Here is an 18,751-nt window from a genome sequence, read left to right as displayed (position 1 = left end):
TGGAATACAGCCAGATTTTTGTTGATTTTGAAAAAAATAAAAAGAAAAGAAGTTTTAAAAGAAAAATGGTGCTGGGCATAACACCCAACACCAAGTTTGTCTACAGTCTGACGCCTTTGCTATCCTTTCGGATAACAAAGGCGGAATCTTCCGTGGTACCACTTTGTATTATTATATCTATCACTAAATATAATCTCTTGTTACTGTCATTTTAACAGTTTCTTCTGTAACGTGAAGACCACGTCCCTGCTTACTGATATTCAGTGGGATGCTCCCGGGTGATATCACAAAAATACCTTCTGCCGCTTCTCACCAGCCAACGACTCTCTGTAATCTGGTTATCATCTTGTGACCTGTCCTGTTCAATGCATTTCTCTTTTTTATTTATCTAATGTTTTACTCTTTTTTTGAGAAAATATCAATAAGTAATTTGAATATATTTTACAATTAAATTCGTAATTTTTTGTATATTTTTTGTAATATACAAGTTTTTAACATGATTTTACAAAAACTTTTCATTAATGCGCATTCGCATTTTACAATAGTTCCCTATACTGAAAACAAATAAAGAAATAACAACTGAACACACTGAAGTGGGGGACAAAAATCCCCCATTACAATAAGAAATGAGGGATTACAATGTATAAATCATTATGGAATTATGTTGAAAATCATGTAAAAAAGCCACATGTCACACCTGTTTTTCTTGCAGCAGCAACAACAGGCTGGGCATTTATTGGTCTTCTCCTGGGTGGCATCGGAAATCTGATGGCCGGAAATGCAGCCTTTATGACAAGGCTTACTGTTTTGTTCTGCGCAACCGGTTATGCAGGTATAATACCAGGATTCCTTGGCGGGATCTTTTTCCTGTACAAAGTATCTCTCAGCCGAGAGCCACATCGAGTATCATCATCAGTAAAAATCCCGCAGCAAAGAAAATCATGCCAGTATTAGAATGTTTTCCGGCATATGGAGAAGCTTTATTATTTCTACATCATATTCTGTAATACCCAGCACACTGCCGGAAGAGTAAAAATTCCGCACACTGTGGTGACGAGAACACCGCCCAGTGCATAATCTCCGTCCAGTCCGGAGGCATTTGCCATCATCACAACAGCCGTCATCGTCGGCATTCCGGTAAGCAGTGCCATGATAAGCCGCATTTCTCCTGCAACCGGAAACATTCCCAGTACAATAAACAGAAGAACCGGCATCAGGATCATCTTTACAATTACGATTCCATAAAGCGAAATCTTTTTCAGATATTTACTGATATCAGCTGTGGCAAAAATTCCTCCAACATAAATCATAGCCAGCGGAGAGGAAGTTGCACCGATCTTCTGAAAAGCTGTATCCAGAAGTGCCGGAAGCCTGAGTCCTGTCAGAACCATAAAAACCGCAAGCACAATAGCCACAGTTGCCGGATTGACAAGTTTCCGTAACTGAAATTTCTCTTTCCCACCGGAAGCGAGAAGCTTTACGCCAAGAGTCCAGAGCATGAACTGGTCGATCATCATAAAGACAGAACCATACAATGCGCCGTCTCCCGGAAATACACTGACGATCATGGGCATTCCCATAAATCCGATATTTCCGAACAGCATCATTGCCCGGTAAACACCGATCTGATCTGATTCTAGCCTGAATAATTTTATCAGAATTCTCCCTGCAATAAACATGCATATATAAAAACCGGCTGCAATTACCAGGACCGGCCATGACTGAAGCAGAACCTCTTTCCCTGCCCCGTCTGTTATATTAATAAAAACCATCAGAGGCAGGGCCATTTTTATCACAAATCTGGAAATCGGTTCAAGAGTCTCCCTGTTCAGAACTTTCGTCCGGATCAGGATTACCCCCGCCAGCATGTATATTATAAAAAGCCCGGTCTGTTCCAGAAGGATTTCAAATGTACTCATATGTCTTTACTCGCGTTTTATATTAATGATTGTTTTTTTGATATTTTTTCTGTTCATATTTCTTTTCCCCTTTGTTTCATCTTTTTTTTTGTTTTATACTATATAGACAGGCAATCTCCGGAAAAGGTTTTAAAAAGATGAAAAATTTTTAAATTATGTCTGTTTTTTTCGTGACAGGATCAGAATCACAATAAATGTGATCACTTCTGAGGCCAGGAATGACAGCCACACACCATTCATACCCAGAAGCATGGAAAGTACAACTGCACAGATCACAATCGCAATTACACCTCGCATAAGAGATCCGATGATCGCAGGACGGGCATTTCCTGTTGCTGAAAAATAAGCCACCAGCATAATATTTATGCCTGCAAAAATAAATCCCAGGAAATACAGCTGCAGTCCGGTATGTCCATATTCCAGAAGCACCGGATTATTCTCACTGTTAAAAATGGCAACAAAAACATCTGTAAACGCCCATACAAGGGCAACCATAACCGCTTCCACGACTAAAACACTGTTCAGTCCCCAGCGCAGAAGTTTTTTTACAGAGTCGCGCTGTCCTTTTCCATAACACTCACTGATCATTGGCTGAGCACCCTGTGCCATTCCATTAAAAATACACATTCCGACAATTGACATATTTGCGACAATTCCATAAGATGCCACACCAATACTTCCTGCAATCCCAAGAATAAGATAATTGAAAACCAGCGCGATCACCGCTGAGGAAATCTCACCGACAAATGCAGATACACCCAGCTGACAGCAGGAAATCAGATTTTTCAGTGAAAGCTTTTTCCATTTAAAACCAATGTGACATTTTTCGCTCAAATAGTGAGTGACACATAAAGACATAGTCACAACAGGACAGAACATCGTTGCCAGTGCTGCACCGGAAAACCCAAAACCAACAAGGAAAATAAAAATATAGTCAAATACAATGTTAAAAATACTTCCTGCGATTGAACCTGCCATTGCGACTGAAGTTGCATTATCATTTCTCGCAAAAGCAGTCACTGTATAATTGCACATAAAAAAAGGTGCAGCCATAAGAATGATTCTGATATAAGTTTTTCCAAGTGCTACCAGTCCGGCATCTGCTCCCAGAAGAGCCAGCACTTTACCCGGAATAAAAACTCCCAGCAGCACAAATGGAACACTGCATAATACACTCCAGCCAATAGACTGAAAGAAATAGTAATCCACATTCTCACCTTTTGCCTTATTGATACCATATCTTGTCGCTGAACCAATACCTATCATCGCTCCGATCGCATAAATAATTCCAAATACCGGAAGAATAAGATTCAGAACAGCCAGACCATCAGCCCCTGAATATACAGATATAAAAAAAGTGTCCGCAAGGACATATACAGATATGCCTACCATTCCGGCTACACTCTGAAATACATATTTTGAAAATCTTTTTAACATTTTTATTTCCTCATTTCATTATCATCTCCTGCATTATAAAGAAACTCACATAAAAAGACAAGTAAAAAGCTCCGGAATCTATAAATTTCGAAGCTTCTTAGTGACTTATGAACTGGCGATTATTTGAACATTATGATGCTGTATGGGTCTATCTTATAATTTTTGCGATTGAATATAGATGCTTCAATACTGGAGTTTTTCTTTGGTTTCTTTATGGACAATTTGTTGCCAAATGATACAAAACATTTGGCGATTTTGCCATTCACACAATAATCGGCATGTGGCTGTCCCCAGTTCTTTTTCATTTCATATTTAATTGTAACTTTTTTGTTTTTGTATTTTTTGTAGCTTACAACTGCAACATTAGTTTTCTTAAACTGTTTTGTAATGTTCTGACCATTGACTGTTACTTTTTTGTATGGATTGACATACTTGTTTACAACTACCTTCTGTTTGTACGCAACTCCCTGAAGCTTATAAGAAACATATGTTGTACCTGTTTTTTTCGGCAGTACATAAACAGCATAGCCCCATTTATTTTTACGGCAGCTGACTGTTGCCACTGATTTTTTTGATGATTTCAGAGATGTAAACCTTGCATTTTCTGAGTTGCTTACCTGCTGTGCGTTGTCATAATATTTTGTCTTTGGATAATAAGTTACGTAGGAAGTATCTGCTTTTTTTACTGTGTCTGCTGCCTGCACTCCGATCGGAGCGATCACTGCCATTGTCATTACCAGGAACAGTGCCAGAAATCTTTTTGCTGTTTTCTTCATAAACTCTTTCCTCCTGAAATTCTTTTATTATCTGGTCTTTACTGCTTTCGGTGCTGACCAGGAAGAGTAGTAAGTTCTCCTTCCGGATTTCTTATATGTACGTACTCTTACGTAATATACTCTTTTCTTTTTCAGTCTGTTTACTGTGAAAGAAGTTCCTCTGAAGGTCTTTGTCTTTGCTCCCCGGAAGTTGCTTCTGATGCAGTACTGTACCTGATAACCGGTTGCTGTTTTTGCGGCCTGTTTTCTTACCTTTACCTTGAATCCTCTCTTCACCTTTCTGAGTTTGGAGATGGAAGTACCTTTCGGATTGATGGTGTAACGTCTTGTTACTTTACCGCTGTAGTTACCTTTGAATGTGATCGTTACTTTGTGTTTTCCTGCTGAAACTGCATCTCTGTCATAAGATACTGTATAGGAAGAAGAACCGATTGTTCTTCCGTTTACATCTGTCACGACAACGCCTGGTCTCTTTGCTTTGCCATTGTATGTATACGCTGTGGTTGTAAGGCGGATACTGGCTGGACGGTAGATAGTTGATGTGGTAGTCTGTCCGCAGTCTGTGCACTTACCTGTAATACTTCCGTTGCTGGTTAATGTGGCTTTGTCTACAGTAGAGGAAGAGAATGTGTGGGTGTGACCGGTTACTACCATATCATAAAAGCCACGTCCATAACCCGCTCCAAAACTTCCCTCTTTTATTCTGAAATAATAGGTTCCTTTTTCTACTTCCCATCTACAGCTTCCTGCATCTCCAGGCATAGCCCATTCCACCTCATTCAATGAAGAATCATACAGGAATGGCTGAAAACCTGCACCTTCCGTTCTTGTTCTATATGTGAAAGTATATTTTCCGTCTTCAGGTATCACAATTTTGTAGTAATCGTCCGTGTTATTTATTGCTGTATGACCTAAGATCTTCTGTCCAAGTGAGATAGGACTTGCCTTATATATTGTATCATTAGAGTTTTCCTGGAAAGTGGTTTTCCCTTCTGTATCGAAATATGTTCTGATGTTAAAGCTTCCGTTAGCTGAGTCTGACTCATTATAAATTTTAATAAGATAAATTCCCTGTGTCAGCTCATATGATTTGTCCAAAGTGTGGTTTTTATCATTATAATCTCTTACTATTACATTTTCCCTTTCATCCATGATAGTGTATCTCATGTATTCAGTGGAACTACCCTTAAGGGATAAACGGCCTCCTGCTGATGATAAGTCAATTTTATAATAAGAAGCATTATTCCGTCCAGGAATTACACCGGATATGGAACCGCCATCTGCCTTCACAGTTCCTTTTATCGGTACTGATCCGGCTTCGTCTGTCTCTTCTTCCTCTTCTGCTGTTATTTCATCAGAGAAATCAAGTTCCTGCACATCTGCGCCTGCTGCCTCAACGTCATCAGCCTCTACTGACACTTCACCTTCTTCGTAATCATCAGCTGCTTCATCTGCGATCACTTCCGGCTCTGTTTCCTCTGCATCAGAAACTACATCTGACTCAGTGTCCTCGGCTTCCACTTCCGGGTTTTCTTCTGTGGCTTCTACTGCAACGGTTTCTGCAGTCTCATCTGAAAAATCTGCTGCTGACACCGGTGCTGCTGAAGTTGCACACATTGCTGCTGTTAATAATAAAGCAAGTACCTTTTCTTTTTTCATGTTTTTTTCTCCTTTGTTTCATCTTTTTTATTTGTTTTATACTATATAGACAGGCCGTCTCTGGAAAAGGTTTTAAAAAGATGAAAAATTTTAAATCTTTTTATTTGACTGTGATCCTGCATTTCACAGTTTTGCTTCCGGATTTCACAGTGATCACTGCTGTTCCTTTTTTACGTGCTCTGATCACACCTTTTGAGGTAACTGTTGCGACTTTTTTATTACTGGATTTATAGGTTACTTTCTGAAGACTTGTCAGTGGTGTAACTGCCGGTTTCAGTGTAAGTGTTTTTCCTTTTTTCAGTCTGGTTTTCTTCGCAATACCTGTGATCTTTGTTGTTTTTACTGCTTTTTTCTGTACTGTGACTGTAATTTTTTTCTTTAATCCGCTCTTTAAGGTTACTGTAACAGTTGCTTTGCCGGTCTTTTTGCCTGCTGTGATGATGCAGGTTCCGTTTGCACTTCCGGAGACTTTTGCCACTTTTGTATTGGAAGATTTCCATACTGCCACAGAATCACCTTTTGCAAGACCTGTGACTTTCAGGACTTTTGTTTTCTGCTTTGTTTTCAGCGGAAGTTTTGTTGCATTAACTTTAATGGTTGGTGTCAGTTTGTTTCCTGTTGTTCTTGTTTCTTTTTTGCCGCATCCGGAGCAGGTACGTGTCTGCACTGCTGCCGAAGATACAGTTGCCGCTGTGGTTGTTTTCCATGCAGAGAAGCTGTGTCCTGCCGGAATTACCTCGTCCTTTTTCTCACCGCATCTTGCGCATACAAGATGTTTCACGCCGGCTTTTGTACAGGTGGCTTTTACTGTACTTTCTGTTTTCCAGTCATGTCCCTGTGCCGGGATTTCTTCTGAAGATTTTATATATCCGCATATACTGCAGAAGGTTTCTTTTCTGCCCGGCTGTGTACAGGAATTTGTATAAATATAAGATCTCTCGATCATCTGATGTGTATGATCCGGACTGTATTCAAAATAAATCCTTGCATTATAGAAATTATCACTGCTTAAGTTCGCTGCGATCCACTGTTCTCTGGTACCTCTGTAACAGATTTTTGTGATTGGCTTATAATCTGTGACAAAACCCTTCGGAAAACTGCTGACAGACTGTGGCAGGATAAGTGTATGCAGACTGGAGCAGCCTGCAAAAGCCCAGTCCTCCACTGTCTTTACGCCTTCCTCAATATCAAGTTCTTCCAGACCGGTACACTCCGAAAAAGCATTTTTACCAATTGATGTAACAGTTCCCGGGATTTTCAGAGTTTTGACTCCGTTACATCTCATAAATGCATTTGCACCGATTGTGGTGACTTTTTCCGGCAGCTCAATACTCGTCAGGCTGCTGCATCCATAAAAAGCTCCCTCTGCAATTGAAGTTGCTGTATCTGGTATTTTTATGCTTTCAAGGCTGCTGCAATTTATAAATGCATAGATTCCAATACTGCTCAGATTTGCGAAATCAAAATTTTTGAGAGAGGTACAATTAGCAAAAGCTCCTTCTTTTGCTATTCTGACCGGTAGATCTACATTTGTCAAGGCAGTGCAGTTAATAAAGGTATAGTTTCCAAGCATAGCGATACTGGATTCTTTCGCTTTTATGCTTTTAAGTGATGTACAGCCTTCAAATGCATTTTTGTCTGTCACAAAATTTCCTGTAAATTCCGCGCTTTCAAGACCTGTACAATCCTTAAAGGCACACTCTCCAAGCTGAATAAGTTTCTTCCCTGCGGAACTTGCTGCTTTTCCTTCAACTGTAATATTTTTAAGCAGTTTACAGCCTTCAAATGCACTGTTGCTGATCTTGGACATGGAACCCTGAAAGGTAACTGTCTCAAGTGCCGGATACTTCATAAAATTTCGCTCGCCCAGTGTTGTGATTCCATCTCCTACAATCACTTCGGTGATACTTTCTTTGTTTTCAAACCATGGTGACCAGTCCGGTGTGGCACCTGTTCCTTCGAGCACCAGTTTTCCGCTGTCATAAACAGTCCAGGTAATCTCTGCTCCACTGGTTTCATCAGGGATCGTGCCACTGTCTACAACAGCGCCGTATTCTGAATCCACTCCGGCTGCCTCTGCCTGATCTTCTGTATCATCAGAAAAAAGATTCTCAGTTGATTCTGTATTCCCTTCAGATGGTTCTTCTGATTTTTCTGTAGTGGCTGTAAGTTCTTCGGTATCTCCGGTTGATTCTTCTGCATTCGCTGTCAGTTCTTCTGTATCCCCGGTCAGTTCGTTTTCTGTGAATCCATCAGTATCCTCTGGCTGATTTTCATCTGTGACACTGATTTCTTCACCACTATCGCTTACTGCTTCCAGTTCCGTGTCGGCATACACAAGTACTCCCTCTGCCGGAACTGCTGACATAATCGTCGCTGCTGACAGTCCGATGGTTAAAATCTGTTTCCATTTCATGCTTTTTTCCTCCTGATGATTTAAATGTATTCCACAGTTATATTTGATTCCTGTTTGCAGGATATGTTCTGCTGAACAATTACCTTCTGGTAATATGCTGAATTTTGGTTTTATCATTAATATGCATGATATATCGTGCATGTATAAAATATCGTCTATGCTACCATCCTGTTTAACAGGAGGTAACGCCATGATTTCATACAATCCGTTCTGGGAAACAATCCACCAGAAAGATATATCCACATATCAGTTAATATATGAATACGGAATCCTGCCGGATACGATCCAGCGTCTGCGAAGCGGTAAAACTATTACTACAAAAACACTGAACACGCTCTGTAGTGTAATCGGATGTCAGGTATCTGATATCCTGGAATTTGTCCCGGACGATACCTCCGATAACCCGTGATCACTCCATGTAAATTTCCGGCTGATCCAGAAGTCCCAGTATCTCCTCCATGATCATGGATTCCAGATACTGCCCCATGGCTTTGCAGCCTTTCTGTTCCGCAAGTTCGGCCATTTTTTCGACTCCGCTTGTAACAGGAAAAATAATTCGTGTTCTTTCCTGTTCGTTGATTTTTCTCCACTGTGAAAGTGCCGCCTGCTGTTTTTCTTCCATTTCATACACAGCACGCTCAATCTCTCTGCATGTCTTCTCAAGTTCATCTGTATATTTTGCGTTTTCCTGTCTGCAATGCCTCACCACCACCTGATAATGAGAAAGTTCCTGCAAAAGCCGAAGTATCTGTCGTTCATATGGCAGTTCCATTTTTCACACCCCCCTGTCTTTATTTTTTTGAAGGAATTTTTCCGGATTTTTGCTTCCTTTAATACATAGACAGGTGATATACAAAAAAGGTTTTATTTTTTTTAAATTTTTTATAGATGTTTTTTTGTCTATACTGTTATAGATTTTATAACATCTGTATTTAATCGTCAATAAAGAAACACAGTATTCCTGTGAACAGTAATAAAACTGTTGCTGTTCACAGGAAACAAAAAGCTCCCTTTGAAAGACTGACAGTGAATCTGCCTCAGTCTCCCAAAGAGAGCTTTATCTCTATATTATATTCAATTCTTACTGAAGTCCGTCCAGACCGCTAGTATCTGAAACGGATTTCCATTCAGGGAATGGATTGGTACTCGTAAATTCTGCAAATGATGCATCATTCAGAATGAAGGTCTGCTCTGCGCCGCCCATATCAAGGCTGCCGCTTCCAATGGTAATACGATGAACTTCGCAGTTTCCGTTTCCTCTTGAAACCATCATCTCATAAAGTCCGTTCCCGTCTGCTGCTATATAAATATTATCTATGAGCTGATCTCCGGGCACTTCCGTAAGCTGGTATCCTCCGTCACCCTGTGTGCAGGTAAAGATTTTCATATCATGCTGAATAAATGCAGTATCTTCCAGTGTGGGGCCAACAGCAAGTTCCGGGATTCCGTCTCCGTTAATATCAGCAACAAAGTATTCATATTTACTGCTGTTTCTGTTCTGCGGGAAGCTATACTGTCCATTCTGTACACCGGTCAGAACTCCCTCATAGAGACTGCGGATTCCACCAGCAGCTGTGCTTCCTGCTGCAGCATTTTCCGGTGCCGGTTCTGCTGATTCTGCCTCAGAGCCCGGAGCCGGTTCCGGATGATCATTTCCAAGGACTTTATCAATTGTTGCGTTGATATTTTCCGGTGATTCCTCTTCACTGGCATCTCTGATCTTAACAATACGATATCTGCCAGATTCTGTAGGACGCATAACTGCTACTTTGTATGTTTCTGATACTGCTTCACTCTCATCGTAGTTTATCTCGCGGTGTCTGTAGTAAATGTTTATGTCATTTTCTTTCTCCAGCATCGTTGTCCCCGCTAAACTGGTATAAATATCCGCAGTTTCCTCACGATTTAAAGTGGCAATATAAAGCGCAACTGTATCTCCCGGATACTGATAGTCTGTAAAACAGGAAATAATACGGTTTATTTCTGCTGTGGAATAGATTCCTCTTGACTGATCATCCCAGCCCTGGTTTGTAATATAGATTTCACCATTCTTACCTGTTCCCTGGCACAGCGCATTTACAGTCTGTGTCAGCATATCTTCTGTAAGTCCGCCTTCCTCCAGATTTTGCGGTAAATATGCCAGTACATATTCCAGTTCTTCTTCTGTAAGTCCGCCCTCGATCCATTCTGAAAAATCACTGCTATATTGTTTTACGGCAGGTGTTGGTGTCGGTTCCGGTGTGGCTGTCGGCTCTGGTGTAGCTGTCGGCTCCGGTGCAGCTGTCGGTTCTGCTGTAACTTCCGGTGCTTCTGTAGCTTCTGCCTGCTGCTGTGCCTCTGTTGCTTCGGATTTACTGCTGTTGTGGCTGTTCCACTGCATGCCGCCGTAGAAAGCTCCTCCGACTACTCCCACTGCTATGATCGCAGCAACTGCTTTTCCGGCTGCTGTATGCAGAAATCCTGATTTTGCTGCTTTTGCGGCTGTTTTTCCGGCCTGTCTGCCTGCTGATTTTGATGTAGTTCTGCTGGTTTTTCCGGCAGTTTCTGACTTTGATTTTACTTTTTCTGCATAATGTTCTGCCTGCTGCTGTCTGGATACGATCTGCTGTTTTCTTAAATTGTCGAGAATTTTTTCTTCCAGAGCCTTGCCTGCTGCTGTAACACCGGTGCTCGCAGATACTGTTTCCGCATCGGAACGAAGCAGGTAAACAAGGAGAAGTACAGGTGCAACGCTGTAGAGCTTGTATCCTTTCTTCTGAAGTTCTTCAGCTTTGACTTTGATATTTTTTCTTCCATAATTCAGTCTGGATTTGACGGTATTCTCAGAGCAGTTCATTGCCTCGGCGATCTCTGAGATTGATGCGCCTTCAATATGGAACATCAGTACACACATTCTCTGTTCTTCTGAAAGAGAATCCATCAGTTCATGTACCAGTTCTTTTGTCTCTTCTCGTGTATAGGCAAGCTCCGGCTGATTTTCCGGGTTCTCATCCTCTACATCGTATGTAAATTCTTCGCCTTCATCGTCCACTGCAACATCTGTAAATAATACAGGATTTTTCTTTGCAAGTGCGTTTTTGGCTGTGTTGGCTACGATCACGCCGAGCCATTTTTCAAAAGCTGCCGGCTCCTGAAGTTTATTTAAATTTTTGAATGCTTTTATGTATGCATCCTGCAGAACATCTTCTGCCGCTTCTTTGTTCTTCATGTACTGAAGTGACAGATAGTATTTGCTCTTATAGCTTTCTTCGTACAGAAACTGAAATCCCTGTTCTTTTCCCTCGAGTGCAAGGGCTACTGCCTCACTGTAATTCATAATTGTTTCCTTTCTCTTCCATGTTGTTTTGCTGCTTTTTATCACTGTCAGTAATTTTAGCTGTATAGATTTCAGAACATTTATGATTTTCTTTATTTTCCATCATAAAATATTCCATGTCAAGTTTTATTAACCTGACAAACCACTGTATAATTTTGTCTTTCATAAGATTGCCACCTCTCTATCCCCCTCTCTTACTATATAGACATCCCAACTTCACGTAAAGTTTTATAAATTTAGAAATTTTTGACGGGAATCGTTTTCATTTTTCCCTCTTGACTTTTCGTGGGAAAGCGTTTATTATATTAAACATATCAACTTAGTATGTTTATAGTAGTTATAACCATTTAGAAGAGCACATTTACATTCACAGGGAGTGATCGGTTATGAATATTTTATGTTTTGGAGATTCTAATACATATGGATATAAGCCAGACAGAACTGGCAGATTTGATGAGAGCATAAGATGGACAGGGCTTCTTCAGAAGAAACTCGGCCCGGATTATCATATTATAGAAGAAGGTCTGTGCGGACGGACTACCGTCTTTCAGGATGAACTGCGGGAAGGCCGCCGTGGACTTGACCTCATCGGTGTCACTGTGGAGATGCAGACTCCTGTTGATCTGATGATCCTGATGCTTGGTACCAATGACTGCAAAACCCGCTACGGTGCTTCTGCTACAGTTATTGCCAGAGGCCTTGATCAGGTGATCCGCAAAGCCCGCAAAAGTTCTCCCACTCCTTTTGATATACTGGTCATCTCTCCCATTCATCTGGGAAAAGGTGTCGGAGAACCTGACTTTGATCCGGAGTTTAATTCAGACTCCGAAGCCGTATCACGTAATCTGGCGGCAGAATACCGCAAAGTTGCACTCCAGAATCATGCCGCATTTCTGAATGCTGCCGATTTTGCTTCCCCGAGCGTAACTGACAGAGAACATCTGGACGAAGCCGGCCACGCAGCGCTGGCAGATGCTGTTTATCGCCGGATTTCTCTTATGTACGATGCACTTTCAGATGTTATCTAATTTCTTTTTATTGAGAAATATTATTGACATAAAGAATAAGACTCATGTATACTTTTTCGGAAAATATCAGAGTTTTTCTCTGTAGTCATTTCTGTGAAAGTATATATGAGTCTTTTTTATGCCCTGGTATGCAAGAGAAGTTGCCGGTGTCAAATTCTCTGTATACTCAAAATTTCTCAGAAAAGAAGGAAGGAAGCATTATGGCATTATTTATTGAACTCGTCCTGATGGGCGTCGGACTGGCAATGGACGCTTTTGCAGTCTCCATCTGTAAGGGGCTCGGAATGAGCAAACTCAACAAAAAACAGGCACTCATCATTGGTCTCTATTTTGGAGGATTTCAGGCACTGATGCCATTTGTCGGATGGCTCCTCGGCAGTCAGTTCCAGCAGTATATCACCAGTATCGATCACTGGATTGCTTTTATTCTCCTTACCTTTATCGGTGGAAAAATGATGTTAGAAGCAATCCGTGAATGGAACGAAGAAGAAATAGTAGAAGTGAAAGATGCCCCTATCGATCACAAAAACATGTTGATGCTCGCTGTTGCCACAAGTATTGATGCCCTTGCTGTTGGTATTACTTTTGCATTTCTCGGCACACCAATCATTGAGGCGATCACCGTAATCGGCATCACGACCATGATCATCTCTGTCGCAGGTGTCTGTATCGGAAATTTTTTCGGAAGCCGCTACAAAACCAAAGCAGAACTTGTCGGCGGTCTCATCCTTGTCCTTCTGGGACTCAAAATCCTCCTGGAACATCTGGAAATCATTTCATTCTGATATATTGAAGAAATTTTCATGCATCGGATTATCTGCAGGTATCAATATACTGATATCCAGAAGTATCTGTCAAAGCAGCTCAGAGACTCTGTTTTATAGTCCGTGCCATTAGCTCAAACAGTGTCTCCTGGTCAACAGGTTTGGCTATATGATCGTTCATTCCCACATCAAGGGCCTTTTTACGGTCTTCGTCAAAAGCATTTGCAGTCATTGCGATGATCGGAATCTGCGCCCTGCTGTCACCAAGGTGTCTGATCTGTTTTGTAGCTTCATATCCGTCAAGTCCCGGCATCTGAATATCCATCAGAATCATATCGAAATAATCTACCGGCATTTTTCTGACTGCCTCCACACATTTCCTTCCATCGGCAACCCGTTCTACCTTAAGACCATTTTCTTCAAGAACTGTCATGGTAATCTCCGCATTCAGATCATTATCCTCTGCAAGAAGGATTCTCTTATCTGCAAGATTCTGTGGGCAGGATTTTTTATCTTTTTGCTGTTCCTTCATGATCTGTTTTTCTGAAGCAATCTGAAACGGAAGAATGACCGTTGTTTTCGTTCCTTCCCCGAGCTGGCTTTCTACTTCAATACTTCCTCCCATAAGGGTAACAAGCGACTTAACGATCGGAAGTCCCAGACCTGTGCCGATAACTTTGCTTTCTGTGCTGGTCTTTTCCCTTGAAAACTCCTCGAAAATATGTGGCAGATATTCTTCACTCATACCGATTCCATTATCCTCGACAACTATTTTGTATGAAGTATACCCTTCTTTTTCAGAAGGAATTTCCGTAACCTTCACGGAAACCATGCCGCCTTTCTGCGTATATTTCAGTGAGTTTCCGATAATATTAATAAATATTTCCCTGACTTTTGTTTCATCTCCCATCACATACTGATGTTTAATATCCATTTTGCAGGAATATGTGATCTGCTTTTTCCTTACTTCCGGTTCAAAAACATCCGTCAGCGAGTTTATCAGTTCTGTTAAGCATCTGGTTTCTGTACGTAAAACGACCTTTCCACTCTCAATCCTGGCCATTTCCAGAATGTAATTGATCAGTGAAAGCAAAAATGCACTGGAACTTTTGATTTTGTTTATATAATCAAGAACTTTTTCCTTTTCATCTATATGTTTCTCCAGAAGATCTGAGAACCCTATAATTGCATTCATAGGCGTCCTGATATCATGACTCATATTAAAAAGGAAGCGGGGTTTTGCTTCATTTGCCTCTCTGGCTTCCCTGGCTGAATTTTCCAGTTCTGCCTCATAATCAGCTTCTCTGTAACGTCGAATCCTGAACTGCAGATACATGCTTACCATTATTGAAGCTGTCAGAAGCGCAATAAGCACGCCCCAGAATTTCTGTGCTGAAGTAATCCAGCCATTTTCCGGAATAATCTCAAAATACCATGTATCATTCGGTACTTTACATGCAACCTCCAGGTCATCACTCTTTTCATAATTTTTGCTCTTTGCAATTTCAATCGGTTCTCCTGTATCGGAATTCTTTTTCCAGATCTGATAATGATAACCAGCTTCTTCCAGTTTTTCCAGATTCATTTCCTTAATAAACTGCTGCCAGTCAATAACAAGGATTGAAAATCCCCAGAAATATCTGTTTCCTGCAGCATCTATGGCATAAACAGGATCAAACAAAAGCACTCCTGTTCCTCCCTGTATCAGCTCATAAGGCCCTGCGATCGTATACCCTCCACTGTCTCTGGCAAGTTTTGCCTCAGTTTTTCTCTGCGCATTTTCGAACATATTCAGACCAATTGCTTTTTCATTTCCCTTCAGAGGGTACACCTGTGATACAATTCCGTCTTTTGCTATTTCATGAACCTTGATGACCGTATCATTATCCTGCATAAGTCTGCACAGTTCAGAAAATTCGCCATCACTGAGTGTGTGACCGTTTTCAATGGCGTTTTTGATCAGTTCTGATTCAGCAAGATAACGATTCAGCTGAGCCTCAATTCTGCTTATTGTAGACTCGGCAGTATAAGCTGCTTTAAGCTCTTCCCGTTTTTTCTGGTTCTGGTTTATCCAGAACGTACAGAAGTATACTGCCAGAAATGTGGCAATAAAAACTATTAAACTCTGCGTCCATATTTTCTTTTTGTATTTCAGTTTATTCATTTCTAATTTCTCAGTTTTCTCAAGTTTATTTTTCCTTTCTATTTTATTGCCTGAAATACTTTAAGTCAACTATTTATGTGCTGTAAACAATATGACGCATATACTACATCACATTTCACTCCGTCACAGCAACTTGATCAAAATCCATTCCAAATCACCTGCAGTGATGGAATTTTGCCCCATATGTCTCAGGCTTTTGCCATATTCATGGCAAAACACCTTGCGGGATATTACCTGTGAACAGTAAATATCAGTTTACACTTTGAAGCAAGTTCTGCTTCTTTTTCTCCGGCTTTATCCGGTTCATCTGCATAATCCCAGAGCTGTTCTGCTTCTTTAACATAAGCCGGCTCTACATAATAAACATTCTCTATACCTGCCGGCAGGGAAGTTTCATCTGCTGGTTCGTCCTGTTTGCGGTTATATGCCTCTTCAAACTTCTGTAAATCCAGGATTTCATAAGTTTCATTTTTGTCTGTCGGATATTCTTTACGCGTCCATCCTGTTTCTGAGACAATATAAAACATATTTTTCTGATCTACAGATATAACAGATCTTATTCGTCCCAGTGGGTTGACATTTCCATATAATTTATTATCTTTTATGGTCATTCCGGTATCCTCCCAGGAAAGATATGACTCTCTGTCATAATACCAGTAATGTCCAAATCCGCACACTCCCAGCACAAGTACAGCCGACAGAACCACGGACAGAATTCTTTTTCTCCGGATATTACTTCGGATTTTTTTCAGTGAACGTATCTCAGCTTTTTTTCTTTCATCAACTGAGAGTTTTCTCTGTTCTAAACTAAACTGATTTTCTCTTATTATTTCTTCCTGTATTTTTCTGCAGGAAGCACATTCCTTCAGATGCTCCTCCACAAGTTGTCTGCTGTCCTCACTTACTGCATCATCCACATAAAGTGGCAGCAGATCTTCGATAATGTTACAGCTGATTTTCATGATCCAGTTCCTCCCTGATCTTTTTGCACGCTCTGTGATAAGTTACTCTTGCCCAGCTTTCACTTTTACCAAAGAGAGAGGATATGTCGCCAAAACCAAGTTCTCCAAATACACGAAGAGTAAAAACTTCTTTATATGGCTCTGCAAGTCTGTGAAGGACTTTGTGAACCTGCAAAGCTGTCTCTTTATCTGAAAAATTCTCCACCAGATCATCAGCAAACGGTTCTTCCATCTCTTCCTCTGATTCCGGTGCATATTTTCTGTTTTTCTTCAGATAGTCATAATATGTGTTTTTGGAAATCTGGCAAAGCCACACACGCAGGTCACATTCGCCTCTGAACTCGTCCAGCTTCTTCAGAGCTTTGAAAAATGCCTCCTGTGTAAGTTCCTCTGCTATATGGGTGTTGTGTGAAAGCGAGAGCAGATATCTGTATACGACTGTGAAATATTTTTCGTATACTTCCTGAATATTCAGCATTGTTGTCTCCTCTCTGTTTCCTCCTTCACATATATGACGATATATATTTCAAAAACGTTACAACCTTTTTTATTTTTTCAGATTCTTAATCCATACACACGATAACTCCACCCAGGACTGACACTCAGGCTGAATACAGCCGCCATCCTGATAACTTGTCTCATCATTTGCAAGACTCAGGCCATGTCCTCCTGCAGGATAAAGATGCATTTCCACAGGAATTCTGTGTCTGCGCAGTGCCTCCAGAAACAAAAGTGAATTTTCCACCGGTACACAGTCATCTGTAACTGTATGCCACAGAAATGTTGGCGGTGTATCTTCGGTCACCTGATATTCCAGAGACTGTTCTTTTCTTTTTTCTTCGTCATTACACTCTTCTCCCAGAAGACATTCAAAAGAACCTTTATGTGCAAATTCGCCTGAAGTTATAACAGGATAGCTGAGGATCATGCCATTCGGCCGCATCATTTCAGCGTCTGTATGAAGGGTCTCTGCGATAAAATCTTTTTTCCAGAAAACACCCAGACTGGCTGCCAGATGTGCACCTGCCGAGAACCCCAGCAGGATAATTTTTTCAGTATCTATATGAAATTCTTCTGCATTTTTTCTCAGATATGCCAAAGTTTCTGCGAGCTGTAACAATGCCACCGGATATCTTGCCGGAGCCACACTGTAACGAAGTATCACCGCATGATAACCTTTTGCAAGATACTGCATGGCAACTGGTTCTGCTTCTCTGTCAGAGGTTTTTGTATACCCTCCGCCAGGACATATCACAATAACCGGACGCTTTCTCTCCGGGTTCATTTCTATGGAATTATCCAGAATATATGTATAAAGATCTGCTGTTTCTTCATGGCCATCTACATTTATTTTTATGTTTTTATATATCATTTCAGGACTCCTGTTCCAACTCTTTGCAGACCTCCACCCAGCCGGAGGCTTCCGCTGCAAGAACCACAGTTGCTGTTGATTCTTTCAGTTCTATAACATGATCAAGGAAACCTTTTTCTTCCAGATAAGCTTCTGCTTTTTTTAATAACATAACAAGTTTCTCCTCTGTTGTTTTAGATGTCAGGGCTCCAAAAACAATGGTACCTGCAAATTTTTACAGTTCATAGTAATATGGAAAAATATCCTCATAATGTCCGTCCGGCATACGGAATCCTCCCGGAATCGCCCCAAGTTTTTTAAATCCGATTCGTTCATACAGATGCTGCGCATGGATGTTGGAGGCCACTACAGCATTAAACTGCATCACACGATATCCTTTTTCTTTTGCCATCCTGAGACAGTCAAGAACCAGTTTTTCTCCGATATGTCCACCACGAAAGTCTCTTCTGACAGCGTAACTTGCATTGCATATATGTCCACATCTGCCGACATTATTCGGGTGAAGGATATACAGTCCAACCACTTCCCTACTCTCTTCATCTACTGCAAGTCCTGTATATGTCTGCTCCTTAAAAAAAGCATCTCCTGTCTCTTCTGTCAGTGTATCCTCCTGCGGAAATGCAACTCCGTCTTCTACTACCTGATTCCAAATCTCACTTGCTGCTTTTGCATCTTCTGTTGTATATTCTCTTATCTTTACGTTCATCTTTTCTGTCTCCTGTAACAGCTGCTCGATTTCTTCTCCATTAATAAATACACGTATATGATTATAAAACAAAAAGAGTCGAACCTGCAATAAGTTCAACTCTTTTAACATCAATTTATTCGTTACTGTTCACTCCCAATGTCATTTACTTAAGGAAAATGTACTGTAAATAGTCTTGATAAATATTGGATGCTGGTATACTTAACGCTTTTTCAGACAGTCATAATGCGAT

17 protein-coding genes, 1 pseudogene and 1 other annotated feature are annotated in these 18,751 nt (G+C 40.8%); of the genes and pseudogenes, 3 read left to right on the top strand and 15 right to left on the bottom strand.

The features are described 5' to 3' along the window. Window positions 1–133: 133 nt before the first annotated feature. Window positions 134–375: a binding site (T-box leader), on the bottom strand. A 508-nt stretch (window positions 376–883) separates the two neighbouring features. From ACTNB8_RS14780 to ACTNB8_RS14755, 6 genes and pseudogenes are all read right to left on the bottom strand, one after another. Further along, window positions 884–967 (bottom strand): annotated as a pseudogene (locus ACTNB8_RS14780) (ZIP family metal transporter); the annotation flags it as partial. A 22-nt stretch (window positions 968–989) separates the two neighbouring features. Further along, window positions 990–1,919 carry an AEC family transporter gene (locus ACTNB8_RS14775; protein ID WP_441055906.1) on the bottom strand — a complete coding sequence of 310 codons (930 nt, stop codon included), beginning with the start codon at window positions 1,917–1,919 and terminating at the stop codon, window positions 990–992. Between the two features lie 153 nt (window positions 1,920–2,072). Further along, a complete protein-coding gene (locus tag ACTNB8_RS14770) occupies window positions 2,073–3,356 on the bottom strand; it encodes an MATE family efflux transporter (protein ID WP_441055905.1) in 1,284 nt (427 codons plus the stop codon). Between the two features lie 119 nt (window positions 3,357–3,475). Beyond that, window positions 3,476–4,132 carry a hypothetical protein gene (locus tag ACTNB8_RS14765; RefSeq protein ID WP_441055904.1) on the bottom strand — a complete coding sequence of 219 codons (657 nt, stop codon included), beginning with the start codon at window positions 4,130–4,132 and terminating at the stop codon, window positions 3,476–3,478. Window positions 4,133–4,159: 27 nt separating this feature from the next. Continuing rightward, the gene (locus ACTNB8_RS14760) at window positions 4,160–5,791 is read right to left on the bottom strand and encodes a hypothetical protein (protein WP_441055903.1); all 1,632 of its coding nucleotides are present in this window, start codon (window positions 5,789–5,791) and stop codon (window positions 4,160–4,162) included. Window positions 5,792–5,891: 100 nt separating this feature from the next. Then, on the bottom strand, window positions 5,892–8,207 hold the full coding sequence (locus ACTNB8_RS14755) for a leucine-rich repeat protein (protein WP_441055902.1): 2,316 nt from the start codon (window positions 8,205–8,207) through the stop codon (window positions 5,892–5,894). 190 nt (window positions 8,208–8,397) lie between these two features. Here ACTNB8_RS14755 and ACTNB8_RS14750 point away from each other — a divergent pair, with 190 nt between their 5' ends. Then, window positions 8,398–8,616 carry a helix-turn-helix domain-containing protein gene (locus ACTNB8_RS14750; protein WP_296156269.1) on the top strand — a complete coding sequence of 73 codons (219 nt, stop codon included), beginning with the start codon at window positions 8,398–8,400 and terminating at the stop codon, window positions 8,614–8,616. Here the strand turns inward: ACTNB8_RS14750 and ACTNB8_RS14745 are convergent, their stop codons facing one another. From ACTNB8_RS14745 to ACTNB8_RS14735, 3 genes are all read right to left on the bottom strand, one after another. Continuing rightward, complete coding sequence (locus tag ACTNB8_RS14745; RefSeq protein ID WP_441055901.1) at window positions 8,617–8,979, bottom strand: hypothetical protein; 363 nt, start codon at window positions 8,977–8,979, stop codon at window positions 8,617–8,619. It lies immediately after the preceding gene. Window positions 8,980–9,288: 309 nt separating this feature from the next. Then, a complete protein-coding gene (locus tag ACTNB8_RS14740; protein WP_441055900.1) occupies window positions 9,289–11,523 on the bottom strand; it encodes an RNA polymerase sigma factor in 2,235 nt (744 codons plus the stop codon). Then, a complete protein-coding gene (locus ACTNB8_RS14735) occupies window positions 11,510–11,689 on the bottom strand; it encodes a hypothetical protein (protein WP_441055899.1) in 180 nt (59 codons plus the stop codon). Before ACTNB8_RS14735 ends, ACTNB8_RS14740 begins: the two co-directional genes overlap by 14 nt. 220 nt (window positions 11,690–11,909) lie before the next feature. On the opposite strand from ACTNB8_RS14735, the gene ACTNB8_RS14730 reads away from it, so the two are divergent. Continuing rightward, window positions 11,910–12,551: a GDSL-type esterase/lipase family protein gene (locus ACTNB8_RS14730; RefSeq protein ID WP_441055898.1), complete on the top strand. Its 642-nt coding sequence runs from the start codon at window positions 11,910–11,912 to the stop codon at window positions 12,549–12,551. Between the two features lie 200 nt (window positions 12,552–12,751). Then, window positions 12,752–13,336, top strand: coding sequence for a manganese efflux pump MntP (locus ACTNB8_RS14725; RefSeq protein WP_441055897.1), 585 nt, complete (start codon window positions 12,752–12,754; stop codon window positions 13,334–13,336). A gap of 79 nt (window positions 13,337–13,415) precedes the next feature. On the opposite strand, the gene ACTNB8_RS14720 is transcribed toward ACTNB8_RS14725, so the two are convergent. From ACTNB8_RS14720 to ACTNB8_RS14695, 6 genes are all read right to left on the bottom strand, one after another. Then, window positions 13,416–15,479: an ATP-binding protein gene (locus tag ACTNB8_RS14720; protein WP_441055896.1), complete on the bottom strand. Its 2,064-nt coding sequence runs from the start codon at window positions 15,477–15,479 to the stop codon at window positions 13,416–13,418. 230 nt (window positions 15,480–15,709) lie between these two features. Continuing rightward, a complete protein-coding gene (locus ACTNB8_RS14715; protein ID WP_441055895.1) occupies window positions 15,710–16,441 on the bottom strand; it encodes a zf-HC2 domain-containing protein in 732 nt (243 codons plus the stop codon). After that, the gene (locus tag ACTNB8_RS14710) at window positions 16,425–16,919 is read right to left on the bottom strand and encodes an RNA polymerase sigma factor (RefSeq protein ID WP_441055894.1); all 495 of its coding nucleotides are present in this window, start codon (window positions 16,917–16,919) and stop codon (window positions 16,425–16,427) included. Before ACTNB8_RS14710 ends, ACTNB8_RS14715 begins: the two co-directional genes overlap by 17 nt. Before the next feature lie 69 nt (window positions 16,920–16,988). Further along, entirely contained in the window at window positions 16,989–17,813 is an 825-nt protein-coding gene (locus ACTNB8_RS14705; RefSeq protein WP_441055893.1) for an alpha/beta hydrolase, read from the bottom strand. 1 nt (window position 17,814) lies between these two features. Beyond that, window positions 17,815–17,964: a hypothetical protein gene (locus ACTNB8_RS14700; protein WP_441055892.1), complete on the bottom strand. Its 150-nt coding sequence runs from the start codon at window positions 17,962–17,964 to the stop codon at window positions 17,815–17,817. 63 nt (window positions 17,965–18,027) lie between these two features. Continuing rightward, a complete protein-coding gene (locus tag ACTNB8_RS14695; RefSeq protein WP_441055890.1) occupies window positions 18,028–18,519 on the bottom strand; it encodes an N-acetyltransferase family protein in 492 nt (163 codons plus the stop codon). Between the last annotated feature and the right edge of the window lie 232 nt (window positions 18,520–18,751).

The organism is Blautia sp. HCP28S3_G10 (assembly GCF_052065235.1).
Taxonomy (GTDB): Bacteria; Bacillota; Clostridia; order Lachnospirales; family Lachnospiraceae; genus Blautia_A.
Note: the sequence above shows the minus strand (reverse complement) of the source record. Positions and strands in the feature narration are given on the sequence as shown.

What these genes read in the sequence shown, in the direction of transcription:
- ACTNB8_RS14775 (WP_441055906.1), bottom strand. Translation starts at nt 1,919, where the DNA reads ATGAGTACATTTGAAATCCTTCTGGAACAGACCGGGCTTTTTATAATA.
- ACTNB8_RS14770 (WP_441055905.1), bottom strand. Translation starts at nt 3,356, where the DNA reads ATGTTAAAAAGATTTTCAAAATATGTATTTCAGAGTGTAGCCGGAATG.
- ACTNB8_RS14765 (WP_441055904.1), bottom strand. Translation starts at nt 4,132, where the DNA reads ATGAAGAAAACAGCAAAAAGATTTCTGGCACTGTTCCTGGTAATGACA.
- ACTNB8_RS14760 (WP_441055903.1), bottom strand. Translation starts at nt 5,791, where the DNA reads ATGAAAAAAGAAAAGGTACTTGCTTTATTATTAACAGCAGCAATGTGT.
- ACTNB8_RS14755 (WP_441055902.1), bottom strand. Translation starts at nt 8,207, where the DNA reads ATGAAATGGAAACAGATTTTAACCATCGGACTGTCAGCAGCGACGATT.
- ACTNB8_RS14750 (WP_296156269.1), top strand. Translation starts at nt 8,398, where the DNA reads ATGATTTCATACAATCCGTTCTGGGAAACAATCCACCAGAAAGATATA.
- ACTNB8_RS14745 (WP_441055901.1), bottom strand. Translation starts at nt 8,979, where the DNA reads ATGGAACTGCCATATGAACGACAGATACTTCGGCTTTTGCAGGAACTT.
- ACTNB8_RS14740 (WP_441055900.1), bottom strand. Translation starts at nt 11,523, where the DNA reads ATGAATTACAGTGAGGCAGTAGCCCTTGCACTCGAGGGAAAAGAACAG.
- ACTNB8_RS14735 (WP_441055899.1), bottom strand. Translation starts at nt 11,689, where the DNA reads ATGAAAGACAAAATTATACAGTGGTTTGTCAGGTTAATAAAACTTGAC.
- ACTNB8_RS14730 (WP_441055898.1), top strand. Translation starts at nt 11,910, where the DNA reads ATGAATATTTTATGTTTTGGAGATTCTAATACATATGGATATAAGCCA.
- ACTNB8_RS14725 (WP_441055897.1), top strand. Translation starts at nt 12,752, where the DNA reads ATGGCATTATTTATTGAACTCGTCCTGATGGGCGTCGGACTGGCAATG.
- ACTNB8_RS14720 (WP_441055896.1), bottom strand. Translation starts at nt 15,479, where the DNA reads ATGAATAAACTGAAATACAAAAAGAAAATATGGACGCAGAGTTTAATA.
- ACTNB8_RS14715 (WP_441055895.1), bottom strand. Translation starts at nt 16,441, where the DNA reads ATGAAAATCAGCTGTAACATTATCGAAGATCTGCTGCCACTTTATGTG.
- ACTNB8_RS14710 (WP_441055894.1), bottom strand. Translation starts at nt 16,919, where the DNA reads ATGCTGAATATTCAGGAAGTATACGAAAAATATTTCACAGTCGTATAC.
- ACTNB8_RS14705 (WP_441055893.1), bottom strand. Translation starts at nt 17,813, where the DNA reads ATGATATATAAAAACATAAAAATAAATGTAGATGGCCATGAAGAAACA.
- ACTNB8_RS14700 (WP_441055892.1), bottom strand. Translation starts at nt 17,964, where the DNA reads ATGTTATTAAAAAAAGCAGAAGCTTATCTGGAAGAAAAAGGTTTCCTT.
- ACTNB8_RS14695 (WP_441055890.1), bottom strand. Translation starts at nt 18,519, where the DNA reads ATGAACGTAAAGATAAGAGAATATACAACAGAAGATGCAAAAGCAGCA.